Annotated in this window: 12 protein-coding genes; 10 read left to right on the top strand and 2 right to left on the bottom strand. The window is 62.4% G+C overall.

The features are described from left to right. The 10 genes from G4D79_RS06200 to G4D79_RS06155 all read left to right on the top strand — a co-directional run bounded on the left by G4D79_RS06200 (position 1) and on the right by G4D79_RS06155 (position 9,499). The gene (locus G4D79_RS06200) at positions 1 to 525 is read left to right on the top strand and encodes a nucleotide exchange factor GrpE (protein ID WP_007735553.1); all 525 of its coding nucleotides are present in this window, start codon (positions 1 to 3) and stop codon (positions 523 to 525) included. A 6-nt stretch (positions 526 to 531) separates the two neighbouring features. Then, complete coding sequence (locus tag G4D79_RS06195) at positions 532 to 1,437, top strand: DnaJ C-terminal domain-containing protein (RefSeq protein ID WP_007735552.1); 906 nt, start codon at positions 532 to 534, stop codon at positions 1,435 to 1,437. Continuing rightward, complete coding sequence (locus G4D79_RS06190) at positions 1,434 to 1,763, top strand: chaperone modulator CbpM (RefSeq protein WP_054781457.1); 330 nt, start codon at positions 1,434 to 1,436, stop codon at positions 1,761 to 1,763. The genes G4D79_RS06195 and G4D79_RS06190 overlap by 4 nt, the downstream gene beginning before the upstream one ends. Continuing rightward, a complete protein-coding gene (gene clpB, locus G4D79_RS06185; protein ID WP_054188357.1) occupies positions 1,745 to 4,378 on the top strand; it encodes an ATP-dependent chaperone ClpB in 2,634 nt (877 codons plus the stop codon). Before G4D79_RS06190 ends, clpB begins: the two co-directional genes overlap by 19 nt. A 16-nt stretch (positions 4,379 to 4,394) precedes the next feature. Further along, positions 4,395 to 4,847 carry a thioredoxin gene (gene trxA / locus G4D79_RS06180; protein WP_007735549.1) on the top strand — a complete coding sequence of 151 codons (453 nt, stop codon included), beginning with the start codon at positions 4,395 to 4,397 and terminating at the stop codon, positions 4,845 to 4,847. Continuing rightward, complete coding sequence (locus G4D79_RS06175; protein ID WP_007735548.1) at positions 4,844 to 5,110, top strand: UBP-type zinc finger domain-containing protein; 267 nt, start codon at positions 4,844 to 4,846, stop codon at positions 5,108 to 5,110. The genes trxA and G4D79_RS06175 overlap by 4 nt, the downstream gene beginning before the upstream one ends. Continuing rightward, positions 5,088 to 6,815 carry an FAD-dependent oxidoreductase gene (locus G4D79_RS06170; RefSeq protein WP_020971360.1) on the top strand — a complete coding sequence of 576 codons (1,728 nt, stop codon included), beginning with the start codon at positions 5,088 to 5,090 and terminating at the stop codon, positions 6,813 to 6,815. The genes G4D79_RS06175 and G4D79_RS06170 overlap by 23 nt, the downstream gene beginning before the upstream one ends. A 13-nt stretch (positions 6,816 to 6,828) precedes the next feature. Continuing rightward, positions 6,829 to 7,269: a DUF1931 family protein gene (locus G4D79_RS06165; RefSeq protein ID WP_024487875.1), complete on the top strand. Its 441-nt coding sequence runs from the start codon at positions 6,829 to 6,831 to the stop codon at positions 7,267 to 7,269. Between the two features lie 1,254 nt (positions 7,270 to 8,523). Beyond that, entirely contained in the window at positions 8,524 to 8,985 is a 462-nt protein-coding gene (locus G4D79_RS06160; RefSeq protein WP_099698640.1) for an Hsp20/alpha crystallin family protein, read from the top strand. Between the two features lie 163 nt (positions 8,986 to 9,148). After that, positions 9,149 to 9,499, top strand: a complete 351-nt coding sequence (locus G4D79_RS06155) for a hypothetical protein (RefSeq protein WP_039973505.1) — start codon at positions 9,149 to 9,151, stop codon at positions 9,497 to 9,499. Between the two features lie 98 nt (positions 9,500 to 9,597). Here the strand turns inward: G4D79_RS06155 and dnaB are convergent, their stop codons facing one another. Continuing rightward, complete coding sequence (dnaB, locus tag G4D79_RS06150; protein WP_054188361.1) at positions 9,598 to 12,255, bottom strand: replicative DNA helicase; 2,658 nt, start codon at positions 12,253 to 12,255, stop codon at positions 9,598 to 9,600. 508 nt (positions 12,256 to 12,763) lie between these two features. Next, a complete protein-coding gene (gene rplI, locus G4D79_RS06145; protein WP_007735531.1) occupies positions 12,764 to 13,219 on the bottom strand; it encodes a 50S ribosomal protein L9 in 456 nt (151 codons plus the stop codon). Positions 13,220 to 13,229: the final 10 nt, after the last annotated feature.

The following is a 13,229-nucleotide window of genomic DNA, read 5'->3' as shown; positions in this document are numbered from 1 at the left end:
ATGGAAATGTCTGCAGATCATTCGACGACTGAGCCGACTACCAACAGCGCCGACACGGATCAAAGCAAGACCGAGTCCGATCGCGCCGAGACGGCAGACGAGCTGTCTCAACTCGAGGACCGTTGGCGCAGGGCCGTCGCAGATCTGGACAACCTGCGCAAGCGATACGCCAAAGATCTGGACCGTGAACGCGCCGCGGAAGTAGCGAAGGTTTCGGCGGCGTGGCTGCCGATACTGGACAACTTGGAGCTTGCGCTTGCACACGCAGGCAGCGATCCGCAGGCCGTCGTCGAAGGTGTGAAGGCGATCCGGGACCAGGCGGTACAGGTGCTCTCACGACTCGGCTTCGAGCGCCACGACGAGGCCGGTGTGCCGTTCTCCCCGGAACTCCACGAGGTGGTCAGTGTGGTAACCCGACCCGACCTTCCGTCCGGGACCGTGGTCGAGGTCTTGCGCCCGGGTTATGGAGAGGACGGGCGACAGTTGCGGCCCGCCGCGGTGGTCGTCAGCCGCCCAGAGGGGTGAGCACCGATGGCCCGTGACTACTACGAAGTACTCGGCGTACCGAAGGGCGCCGGCACCGACGAAATTCAGCAGGCGTACCGCAAGCTGGCCCGCAAGTACCACCCCGATGTGAACAAGGATCCCACTGCGGAGGACAGGTTCAAGGAGGTCAACGAGGCCTATCAGGTGTTGTCCGACCCGGACACCCGGAAACGCTATGACCGATTCGGTGACGACTTCCGGCATGTACCCGAGGATTACGACGAACGGGTGCGGGCAAACGCCGCCGGGTACGGCGGTGGCGGGAGACGGGTGCACTTCGGCCACGGTGTCGGTGGTGAGGGTGCCGTCGACTTCGAAGACCTCTTCGGGCAGATGTTCGGCGGAGGCGGTGGGTTCGGACCGATTCCCGGCGCCGATCAGGAGGCCGAACTGGAACTGGCTCTGGAAGAGGCCTATCAGGGCGGAAAACGCACTCTCAGACTGGACGGACGGCAGTATGACGTCGACATTCCAGCCGGCGTCCTGGACGGCCAGCGAATCCGGTTGGCCGGGCAAGGAGGCCGAGGCAACGGTGACGCGCCGCCTGGGGATCTGTACCTCGTGGTGCGGATCAAACCGCATTCACGGTTCCGCGTGCAGGGTCGGGACATCTACGTCGATCTGCCCGTATCGCCATGGGAGGCGGTTCTCGGGTCGACAGTCGTCGTTCCCACACCGGGCGGAGAGGCGAAAGTCAAAGTGGTGCCTGGCTCTTCGACTGGTAGGAAGCTGCGCCTGCGCGGAGAGGGAATGCCGAATCCGCGCGGTGCCAACGGCAACCTCTACGCCGAAATCAAGGTGATGGTTCCGTCGAAACCGACAGCACGTGAACGCGAACTGTTCGAGCAGTTGGGCGCCGAATCGAACTTCAATCCGAGGAAAGAGACATGAGCACCTCAACGCCGATCACTCAGTACGTATTGGTTCGCCGTACCGGATTGTCGCCGGACGCCTTCGCCGAACGTACTGGCCTGCACCCGGATCTGGCACGAAAACTCGTGACTCTCGGACTGCTCGACGCCCACCGCTACGCCGGCGGAGAGATGTCGTTCGACCCATCCGAAGTGACCCACGCCGCACGCATCCAACGACTGCGGACGGGTCTGGGTCTCAACTACTCGGCAATCGGGCTCGTGCTCGATCTGCTGGATCGAATCGAAAGACTCGAAACAGCGGCCCGCAGAAGGAGGACATCCTCATGGACACCGGCAGCTTGACCGAAAAGTCACGAGAAGCCTTGCAGGAAGCCCAGAATGTTGCGACCAGAATGGGCCACACCGAAGTCGACGGAGAGCACCTGCTGCTCGCATTGGTCGATCAGCAGGATGGGTTGGTGCCCCGACTGCTCGAACAGGCCGGCGCGAATGTCGAAGCACTTCGATCCGATCTGGATCGTGAACTGTCGCGTAGGCCGAAGGTCAGCGGCCCCGGCGCGACCCCCGGTCAGGTGATGATCACCCAGCGTCTGGCCAAGCTGCTCGATGCCGCAGAGCGGGAGGCGAAGAGACTCAAGGATTCCTACGTGTCGGTGGAGCATCTTGTGATGGCCCTCTCCGAGGAAGGATCGGCCAGCGCGGCCGGGCGGGTCCTCGCCAGTCACGGGGTCACACGGGACGCCTTCCTCACAGCGCTGACGAAGGTGCGCGGCAATCAGCGTGTCACGTCGGCAACCCCGGAGGGGGCGTACGAGGCATTGGAGAAGTACGGGCGCGACCTCGTCTCCGAGGGACGGGCAGGCAAACTCGATCCGGTCATCGGCCGGGATGCCGAGATACGCAGGGTAACTCAGATCTTGAGCCGGAAAACGAAGAACAACCCGGTGCTGATCGGCGACCCCGGTGTAGGTAAGACTGCGATTGTCGAGGGTCTCGCCCAGCGGATCGTCCGCGGCGACGTGCCCGAGGGCCTACGCGACAAGACGATCTTCTCGCTCGACATGGGTTCTCTGGTGGCCGGTGCGAAGTACCGCGGCGAGTTCGAGGAGCGACTGCAGGCCGTGCTGTCCGAGGTGAAGGCTGCCGAGGGGCGCATCCTGTTGTTCGTCGACGAGTTGCATACCGTGGTCGGAGCGGGCTCGGTCGGCGGCGAGGGGTCTCTCGATGCCGGCAACATGCTCAAACCGATGCTCGCACGCGGCGAACTGCACATGATCGGTGCCACCACTCTCGACGAGTATCGCAAGCACATCGAATCCGATGCGGCACTGGAGCGTCGATTCCAGACCGTTCTCGTCGACGAGCCCAGTGCCGAGGATGCGATCTCGATTCTGCGCGGACTTCGAGAACGCCTCGAGGTGTTCCATGGCGTGAAAATTCAAGACGGTGCATTGGTGGCCGCCGTGACCCTCTCGCACCGGTACATCACCGACCGCTTCCTTCCGGACAAGGCGATCGATCTCGTAGACGAGGCATGCGCTCGGCTCCGCACCGAAATCGATTCGATGCCTGCCGAACTCGACGAGCTCACCCGGAAGGTGACCCGTCTGGAGATCGAAGAGGCCGCACTGTCCAAGGAAACGGACGCGGCCAGCAAAGCGCGCCTCGAAGAATTGCGCAAGGAGCTGGCCGACCTGCGGGCCGAGGCAGACGCCCGGCACGCTCAATGGGAGGCGGAGCGGCAGGCGATCCGGCGGGTGCAAGAACTGCGAGGAGATTTGGAACGGTTGCGCGTCGAGGCCGAGGCCGCCGAACGCAACTACGACCTCAATCGGGCAGCCGAGTTGCGATACGGCGAGATCACCGAGCTCGAACGCCGGCTCGAGGCGGCGGAGGAGCAACTGGCCACCAGACAAGGCCGAAATCCGTTGCTGCGTGAAGTGGTCACCGAAGACGAGATCGCAGAGATCGTGGCCGCATGGACGGGTATCCCGGTCGCCCGGCTGCAAGAAGGTGAGCGGGAGAAGTTGTTGAAGCTCGACGAGATCCTGCACGAGCGGGTCGTCGGTCAGGACGAGGCGGTGCAACTGGTCGCGGACGCTGTGATCCGGGCGAGGTCCGGTATCCGTGATCCTCGTCGACCGATCGGTTCGTTCATTTTCCTGGGCCCGACGGGCGTCGGAAAGACCGAGCTTGCAAAGACATTGGCCAGCGCCCTATTCGACAGTGAAGACAACATGGTGCGCCTCGATATGAGCGAGTACCAGGAACGGCACACGGTGAGTCGGCTCATCGGTGCACCTCCCGGATACGTCGGGTACGACGAAGGTGGCCAGCTCACCGAGGCGGTGCGGCGTAAGCCGTACTCCGTGGTGCTCTTCGACGAGATCGAGAAGGCCCACGCCGACGTCTTCAATACCCTGCTGCAGGTGCTCGACGACGGCCGGATCACCGATTCTCAAGGGAGGCAGGTCGATTTCCGGAACACGGTGATCATCATGACCTCCAACATCGGATCCCAGCATCTCCTCGACGGGGTCACAGCCGACGGCGAAATCAAGCCGGACGCCAGGGAACGGGTGATGGCAGAACTGCGCGGGCATTTCCGCCCCGAATTCCTCAACCGGGTCGACGACATCGTGCTGTTCTCCCCACTCACCCTGCCCCAGATCGAGTACATAGTGGAACTGCAACTCACCGACCTTCGAAACAGGTTGTCGGAGAGACAGATACACCTGGAAATTACGCCGGAGGCACGCCGACTGATCGCCGAACACGGGTTCGACCCTGTCTACGGTGCGCGGCCGCTGCGCCGATACATCGCACACGAGGTCGAAACCAAGATCGGCCGTGCACTGTTGCGCGGCGAGATCAAACCGGACGGCACCATCAGCGTCACGGTGGACGGCGGCGAGCTTGCCGTCGCGTATGCCGAACCCGCCTTCGCGGCGGCCTGAGAAGAGGTAACTGGTCATGGGATCCGAAAAGGTGAAGTGCCCGAACTGCGGCAAGACCAACAACATCCCGGCAGCAGGGGAAGGAAAACCTCGCTGCGGCAACTGCCACGAGCCGCTGCCCTGGATCGCCGCGGCGGGAGACGGTGACTTCGCGGAGATCGTCGAAAAATCCTCGGTGCCTGTGCTCGTGGATCTGTGGGCGACGTGGTGCGGCCCGTGTCGCATGGTCAGCCCCGCGCTCGAGCAGCTCGCCAGAGAACACGCCGGCCAGATCAAGCTGGTCAAGGTCGACGTCGATGCTGCACCCCGGACGGCTGAACGATTCACCGTCCGCGCCGTGCCGACTCTGCTGGTGATGGACCGGGGTGAGGTTCTCGCTCGCCAGTCGGGCGCAGCTCCGGTCCCCCAGCTGCGCACGTGGCTCGATCAGGCGCTCTCGGAAAATGCCGGCGAGGAGGCGAAGTCATGAGTCCTGTCCATGCGGACCCACATGTAACCGCGATCCGGGCCGTGGTGCCCCGTACCCCGCAGGGCTGCGAGGAATGTCTTCGCCTCGGCACCCCGTGGGTGCATCTGAGGCTGTGCCTGACGTGCGGACACGTCGGTTGCTGCGACTCTTCGCCGGGCAGGCACGCGAGTGCTCACGCTCACGCCATCGGGCATCCGATCGTCCAGTCGATGGAGCCCGGCGAGGATTGGCGGTGGTGTTATGTCGACCAGAACTTCGTCTGAGGGCGCCTCACCCATCGGGTACAGCCCGCCGGTCGACGACGAGACCCCGGACGAGGAGGGCGCCTTCCCGCGGCTGACGGACGACCAGGTCGCGAAGCTCGAGGTCGGTGGCTCGCGTCGACCGGTTCACGCCGGCGAGGTGCTGATCCGAGAAGGCGCGCCTGACAACGATTTCGTCGTCGTCCTTTCCGGAAAGATCGCAGTCGTCGACGAAGGCGACGCGGACGGCGAGCGCCGGATACTGCGCGTGCACGGTCCTGGGCGTTTCCTGGGCGAGCTCGGACTCCTGGAAGGTCAGGTGGCGTTCTTCACCGCCGAAGCGATCGAGGACGGCGAGATACTCGTCGTCCCGGCCGAGCAGGTACGCGAGCTGATTGCCCACGATCCCGTGCTCAGCGATTTGATCCTGCGCGCCTACCTTGTGCGTCGGCACTTGCTGATCGGGCTCGGCTCCGGATTCCGGATCATCGGCTCCTGCTTCTCCCCGGATACGTTGCGACTTCGTGAGTTCGCGATGCGAAACCGTCTGCCCCACAAGTGGTTCGACTTGGAACAGGACGAACGAGTGGAGCAGCTGCTACGCAGCCTGAACGTCGCACCCGAGGACACACCCGTCGTGATCTGGCACGGCGAGAAGGTGCTGCGCAATCCGACGAATGCGGAACTCGCACGCGTCGTCGGGCTTCCTGTCCCGGCACCCGTCGCGGACGCAGCCAAGGACGTCTACAACCTCGTCGTCGTGGGTGCCGGACCGGCCGGCCTGGCCGCATCGGTGTACGGCGCCTCGGACGGGTTGAACACGGTGACGTTGGAGCGGATCGCTGCGGGCGGCCAAGCCAGTACCTCATCCCGGATCGAGAATTATCTGGGATTCCCCGCCGGGGTCTCCGGCTCCGAATTGGCCGAGCGAGCCGTGCTCCAGGCCGGGAAGTTCGGCGCCCGAATCCTGGTGTCGGCAGAAGTGACCGGTTTGGGATCCGAGGCCGGGAACCACGTGCTCCGACTGGCGGACGGCGGGTCGGTGCACGCCCGGGCCGTTGTGCTCGCCGCCGGGGCGCGGTACCGCAAGTTGGCCGTTCAGGGGATCGAGGCGCTGGAAGGAACAAGCGTGTACTACGCCGCAACGCATCAGGAAGCACGGATATGCGGCACCGACCCGATAGCCATCGTCGGTGGCGGCAACTCCGCCGGCCAGGCCGCCGTCTTCCTCGCCGAGCACGTCTCACAGGTGCACCTGCTCATCCGCGGCGATGACCTCGGGAAGAGCATGTCCCGATACCTGGTCGACCAGATCGAACACCATCCGCGGGTCACCGTGCACCGGCACACCGAGATTCGTGCGGTCCACGGCGAGAAATACCTCGAAGCAATTGCAGTCGAGGACAATCGCACCGGCGACCAGGACACGATTCGGGTGCGCGCCCTGTTCGTCTTCATCGGGGCAGTACCGCACACAGGGTGGCTTGCCGACGCGATCGCACTCGACGACCACGGCTTCGTCCTCACCGGTGTGGACGCGATCCACGCACGAGCGGACGGCAGCCTGCCAATCAACGGCGGCCTGTCCAGGACGCTCGAAACCAGCCTGCCCGGCCTGTTCGCGGCGGGCGACATCCGCCGCGGTTCGGTGAAACGAGTCGCATCCGCCGTCGGTGAAGGAGCGATGGCCGTACGCCAAATCCATGAATACTTCGAAAGGAGCTGACGACATGCCAGTAATGGGCACCGTGAAATTCCAGCGGTTCTTCAGGGCAGCGGCCGGACTGCAGGTCGACCGGAACGATCTCAAGCGCTATACCGATTTCATCGACGACAAGATCTACGACGTGATCCTGATCGGGAAAGCCTCCGCGAAAGCAAACTTGCGCGACGTGATCGAACCGTGGGACCTGCCGATCACCAAGGGATTACAGGAGAGCATCCACCGGTTCGAAAAACTCGACGAGGAGATCGAACTTCAACCGCTGCTCGATCAGCTCACGGCCCGCCCGCCCTTGGACGTGGCCCTCTCAGAGGAGACAGAGCAACGACTGCCGCTGATCGCAGGAGGGTTGAGCGTAGCGCTGGCGCAAACTTTCGCCACGGTCGAACCGGACCGCAAGAACCCCGGCACAGCCCAATGGACAGTCGCCTTCGACATCTTCCACCTACTTCTGTGATTACCACCCGTCCCGGCTGACAGCGCGTCCGAGTTCGAATATGCTGTCCGGCTGCGAAAATACCGGTGCGATTCAGAACTGCCTGTCAGTTGGCGTCGACGACGGAGGATTTCCGGCGAGAGGTGCGGTTTCCGCGCTCGATTCTCGAGCAGCGAGAACTCCAGTGAGGGACTCGATTACAGCCCTCAGATCTTCTGCCGTGAGCGAGTTCGGCTTACACGCCGAACCTCTGACACCGGTAGTCCGCGTGACCAGGCGGCGAGCAGAACTTGTCGATCGCCGATCGCTCCTTCGGCTCATCTGAGAACCTTTCGTCTTCACTTTCTCGATCCCCGCATCGGGCGGGCCCTGAGCACTTCTGGGCGCGCACAGCTCAAGGCCCGGCAAGGAGACCAGTGAGGGTGATATGGCCTTGCCTTGACGAACACCCGCCCGATTGTTTGCCCCCTCGAACGGAACGGGTGCCCCCGACCCGACGAAGGTTATTGCGCACTGCTTGTAGACGACAGGGTCGAAAGTCCCAGTTCCATTGTGATGAGCAAGCTTTGACGGTAGCCGAAGTGTTCTCCCTTACAGCCGGTTCGGTGTGTGCACGAACACCGACATCGTTCGCAGCGACTCCGACGAACGAGCACCCGCGATGTTCGATGCCCGATCCACCCGGAAACATCGGGAAAAGACCTATTTTGCAAAAGCATTCGGAACAGACGTCTGCAAACCAAATACCAGGCACGGGCCACCTTTCCAGGCACCGCGGCTACTGCGCCGCTAGCGTGACGACCAAGATGTTCACCTTGCCATGCAAACGGCCATGTCACTTCTTGGCATCGAAGGCGACTGAACATGATTTATACCGATCGCACTGTTTATGGTTGAAGATGTGCGGACGACATGAACGTCGACTTCGCACGGATAGTGGGTCATCGGTGTTGTGTGCTCAATGCCGACGTCGGTCATACGCCCCGACTCGCACACGCAGAGTCGGGGCTCCGGCGGATCCGTTGCCGCAACGCCGCTACTGACGAAGTGCCGTACCACGCCGCCCGCTTCGAATCGAGGCCGAAGGCGGCCACCGCTTTTGTCGGGACCAGGCAAAGCAGCGATCTTCAGGGACCGGAACACTTCCCCAAAGCTTCTGGCACTCTCGGTTGCAGAGTGCTAATTCGTGTGGTTATCATGTTCTCGCACAGTAAGTTCGGTCAACCGCCACAGTGGCGGTGACCTTTCTTTTCACGACATGGGAGGTGTGTTGCTGTGCTTCGTTTCGATCCTTTCACCGACATCGACGCGATCACCAAGTCCGTACTCGCCGCGGGAACCGGCAACGGACGCAGTCCACGGTTCATGCCGATGGACCTCTACAAGGTCGAGGACCTGTACGTCCTGCACGCCGATCTTCCCGGCGTCGACCCAGGATCAGTGGACGTCCGCATCGACGGCTCGACCCTGACGTTGACCGCGCACCGCACCGACATCTCCGAAGAGGGTGTGAGCTGGCTGGCGAGTGAGCGTTTCGCTGGAACATACAAACGGCAGCTGTCCATCAGCGACGACATCGACGCCGAACAGATCGAGGCCTCGTACGACAACGGCGTGTTGACGGTGACGTTGCCGATCGCAGAGAAGGCGAAACCGCGGAGGATCGAGGTCTCCTCCGGACCACCCTCCCGAACCGATAACGCCGGATCGACAACACAGGTGCAGATCGAAGCCTGATCCGCCTGGCCCGAACACCGCTTGATGGTGGGGTGACTCCCGAGGACACGCGATGGGTTCTCGGGCCTCACCCACCATCGTTTCGATCTCCCACTGCACACCCGTGGCGCACACCGGTACATCCACCACACGAAAGAATCAGCGCGAGAACCCTTTAGCTGCCATGACTGCATCCACTATCCCCCCGCACGAGCAATCCGACAACACCGACAACACCGAATCCCGCGCGCACACTCCACCCGATTGGTGGGATCACCACCGTCCTATCACCAGCGATGAATACAGCGACATGGCGTTGATGCTCGGTGCACTCTCGATACTGACGTTCTGGATGTTCGGCCTCGGCATCCTCCTCGGTGCCGCCGCCATCGGAACCGCCCTGGCAGCGCGCCGACCCGACACCCCCGGACGCGATCTGGGCGACAACACCGCCGGCGTGGTCGGGATCCTCACCGGCATCGCCGGAATCGCCTTCGGCGCCGTCTTCCTCACTGCAGCACTACCCCACCTGTAGAAAAACCGAATTTTGCACTAGTGGAATCGAATTGGTGCTTGTAGCAGGATCTCACAAGATCTGAAATCCGTCCCACCTTCAGGCGATGGCGGCAGCCACTATCCCCGGGCCATGTCCACAAACTTGGACAGGTGAAGCTGGTGCGCCACAGTGATTGTCGCGGTCGGGCCGTTACGGTGCTTACCCAGAATCAGGTCGGCTTCACCGCCACGGGGATCGTCTCGCTCGGTCGCGTCGGGGCGGTACAGCAGAATCACCATGTCGGCGTCCTGCTCGAGTGAACCGGACTCACGAAGGTCGGCGACCTGGGGACGCTTGTCGGTTCGCTGCTCGGGACCACGGTTGAGCTGACAGATCGCGACAACCGGAACTTCGAGCTCCTTCGCCAAAAGCTTTAGGCTACGGGAGAATTCGGAGACTTCCTGCTGACGGGACTCGACCTTTTTACCCGAGCTCATCAGCTGGAGGTAGTCGATCACGATCAGGCGAATGTCATGTTTCTGCTTGAGCCGCCGCGCTTTTGCGCGAATCTCCATCATCGTGAGGTTGGGGGAGTCGTCGATGAAGAGCGGGGCCTCACTGATCTCACTCATTCGACGCGCGAGCTTGGTCCAGTCGTCGTCGGTCATCTTGCCGGAACGCATGTCACCGAGCTTGATCTTTGCCTCTGCGGACAGCAGACGCATGACGATCTCGGTTTTGCTCATTTCCAACGAGAACATGACGCTGGCCATGCCGTGCGTGATGGAGCAGGAACGCAAAAAATCCATTCCGAGCGTGGAATTGTGCGTCGGGACCATCGAATGACCGGCCAGGTACATGTGGTCGGCGTTGTCGACCTCGACGCAGCGAACCGGAACACTCGCAATTGGTCGAACATCGACAATGTAGCGCGATCCGCTGCGCGCAGTGCTTTTACTCGCTCGACGCTCCTTGTGCAGCATCGCTTTCCGCGTAAGACCGAACACTTCGTCATCAGTCGAGAAGGTCAAGGTGAATGCAGTCGACGAAGCCTCGGTGCGACCGTTGACTCGCTTTGTGCTCATTTGGCAGCGATAGCCAAGACTGACCACTAATTCCTGGGCATCGCGGACGAGGCGCTCGTTGGTTACCGAAAACTGAACGGAGCCACCGGCAGTCACAGTTCCATCAGTGTCGAGAAGCCCCGCAAGAACCGCACGACGCTGCGCCTCAGACCCACGGAGATACTGGACAGGGATGTGCTTGTTGCCCAGAACACCGACCGTACGTAGGCGTCCTTGTACCGTGCCGTACTCGTTGCGGCACTTCTGGCAAAGTCGCAGCCCGATAGAAGGCCCGCCACAGTGTGAACAGGTCGGCGCGGGAACGGGATCCGACAAGAAGCGGGCTTTACCGCCACATGATTGGCCGCACGTGCGCACCTGACTGGTGAACGGCACGAAACTCTTGCCGCACACAACGCAATCGCGCGGAGCGACGGGATCTTCCGGAGCTAGTTTAAGGCTGTAGCGCAAATGCGCCGACTTGGACGGAACTGCAACCAGGCCTTCGGCCTCGATCAACATGATGATCTCGGGATCAGCAGTTGTGAATTGTGCGCAAGCGGTAGAACCGTCACCCAGCCAAGCGCCAAGTGTGTAGGGCGGGACAAGGAGATCCTGCGTTGGTAGGTCGAGCGGCTTGGCATTCACGACAGAGTGATTAACGCGGCCATCCGCCGTTGCGCATCGCACCGTCGATGCGATCTCCGCCGTGGTTCGGACCTCGGCGAATGTCTTTTGATTCTTATAGCGGTTGTAACCTGTCTTGGCGTTCTGCGCTGAACGGCGCGAAGCACGCGTCTCCGTCAACCACTGATGCTGCTCGTCGGCCACCAACACTGTTCCATCGGAAAACTCGACCTCGTAGCAAGGACGGTCAACCATCACGTCGGTAGCGGCAACAACCCGCGTCGGCTTGCCGTGGTTGTCGATCAACAGATCGCCGACAGCAACGTCACCCATCGTGGTCCAGCCACTGGGGGTCGCGAGGGGAGTATCGAGGGCAAGCGCCTTGCCCACACCAGGACGGGCCGCGACGATAATCATCTGACCAGCGTGAAGGCCGTTGGTGATCTCGTCGAGATCCTTGAATCCGGTGGGCACACCGAGGGAAATTCCGCCGCGGCTGGCGATGGAGTCGATCTCGTCCATCGTGGGCTGGAGGAGTTCGGTGAGGGGTACGAAGTCCTCGGTGGTTCGACGCTCGGTGACCTCGAAGATCTCGGCCTGCGCGCGGTCGACAACCTCGGCCACGTCCTGGCCCTCGGTGCCGGCGTAGCCGTACTGGACGATGCGAGTACCGGCGTCGACGAGACGACGCAGCACGGACTTCTCGGCCACGATCTCGGCATAGAAGGCGGCGTTGGCCGCTGTGGGCACTGTCTGGGTCAGCGTCACCAGATAGGCAGCACCGCCGATACGGCGGAGCTCACCTCGACGGTCGAGCTCGGCGGAGACCGTCACCGGGTCGGCGGGCTCGCCACGGCTGTAGAGGTCCAGGATCACGTCGTAGACGGACTGGTGGGCGGGCCGGTAGAAGTCACCCGGACGCAGTACCTCGAGGACGTCAGCGATGGCGTCCTTGCTCAGCAGCATGCCGCCGAGCACCGACTGCTCGGCAGTCATGTCCTGAGGTGGCTGGCGTCCGAACTCCTGGTCGGGCTCGGCCTCGGGAGGGCCCGGGTAGTCCGGCCCCGAGAAGTCGGAAGGTCCTCGATCATCTACAACAGCCACAAGCGAGACCTTCCCGTAAAACACTCGACGACACTGCCAGAAACCGCAGCGCCCTCATCATTTGTACCTGCCCCCACCGACATCCCCTAGCCGCATTCGGCCGGGCTGTAGATAGACGCCGAGATGACGTTAGGGACTAGTAGGTCCGCATACAAACCGGACTGTGGATAAACCTGTGGATGCTTTGTGGAAACTCCCGCCCCACGGTGTGCACCGCCTGTGGAGCATTTGGGGACTACTTTGCTTAGCAACCACAAAAGAGCAGGTAGATGGCTATCCACAATTTCACAGGCCTGTTGATGAAAATAGTTTTTCCACAGTCGGCGCGTCGGCGTGTCGGGCGTGTTGCCTCGCCCGATTCGTCACTGATCACCAAGTCGAACATCACAGTGTGAGAGTTATCCCCAGGTCCGATTCGGGACGCTGTCAGGCGGCACACCGCACCCCGAAACAAAACGTCGGGCCCCGCACACCGAAGTGTGCGGGGCCCGGCGAGACGAACAGTCGACTATGCGCCGACGACGTTCAGGTTGAACTTGGCAACCACATCGGGGTGCAGGTTCACGACCACGGCGTGCTTGCCCGTGTTCTTGATGTGAGCCTTCGGCAACACGATGGAGCGCTTGTCGACAACCGGTCCACCGGCAGCCTTGATCGCAGCAGCGACGTCAGCGACGGTAACCGAACCGAAGAGCTTGCCCGAGCCACCGGCGGTCTTGACCGTCAGCGTTACGGACTCGAGGCCCTCGATAGCTGCCTTGAGCTCCTTGGCGTGATCCAGGCCGCGCACAGCGCGCGCTTCCTGTGCACGACGGATGCCCTCGACCTGCTTCTCGGCGCCACGGGTGGCGACGATTGCCAGTCCGCGGGGGAGCAGGTAGTTACGGCCGTAGCCGTCCTTGACCTCCACGGTGTCGCCAGGCGCACCGAGGTTGTCCACGTCAGCGGTGAGGATGAGCTTCATGTTCTTTCCT

Origin of the sequence: Rhodococcus sp. WY5 (assembly GCF_018588185.1) — a bacterium.
Taxonomy (GTDB): Bacteria; Actinomycetota; Actinomycetes; order Mycobacteriales; family Mycobacteriaceae; genus Rhodococcus_F; species Rhodococcus_F qingshengii.
This window is presented reverse-complemented; position numbering and strand designations above follow the sequence as displayed.

Bases quoted from the DNA above. Each gene is read 5' to 3' on its own strand.
- G4D79_RS06200 (WP_007735553.1), top strand. From the start codon at position 1: ATGGAAATGTCTGCAGATCATTCGACGACTGAGCCGACTACCAACAGC.
- G4D79_RS06195 (WP_007735552.1), top strand. From the start codon at position 532: ATGGCCCGTGACTACTACGAAGTACTCGGCGTACCGAAGGGCGCCGGC.
- G4D79_RS06190 (WP_054781457.1), top strand. From the start codon at position 1,434: ATGAGCACCTCAACGCCGATCACTCAGTACGTATTGGTTCGCCGTACC.
- clpB (WP_054188357.1), top strand. From the start codon at position 1,745: ATGGACACCGGCAGCTTGACCGAAAAGTCACGAGAAGCCTTGCAGGAA.
- trxA (WP_007735549.1), top strand. From the start codon at position 4,395: ATGGGATCCGAAAAGGTGAAGTGCCCGAACTGCGGCAAGACCAACAAC.
- G4D79_RS06175 (WP_007735548.1), top strand. From the start codon at position 4,844: ATGAGTCCTGTCCATGCGGACCCACATGTAACCGCGATCCGGGCCGTG.
- G4D79_RS06170 (WP_020971360.1), top strand. From the start codon at position 5,088: ATGTCGACCAGAACTTCGTCTGAGGGCGCCTCACCCATCGGGTACAGC.
- G4D79_RS06165 (WP_024487875.1), top strand. From the start codon at position 6,829: ATGGGCACCGTGAAATTCCAGCGGTTCTTCAGGGCAGCGGCCGGACTG.
- G4D79_RS06155 (WP_039973505.1), top strand. From the start codon at position 9,149: ATGACTGCATCCACTATCCCCCCGCACGAGCAATCCGACAACACCGAC.
- rplI (WP_007735531.1), bottom strand. From the start codon at position 13,219: ATGAAGCTCATCCTCACCGCTGACGTGGACAACCTCGGTGCGCCTGGC.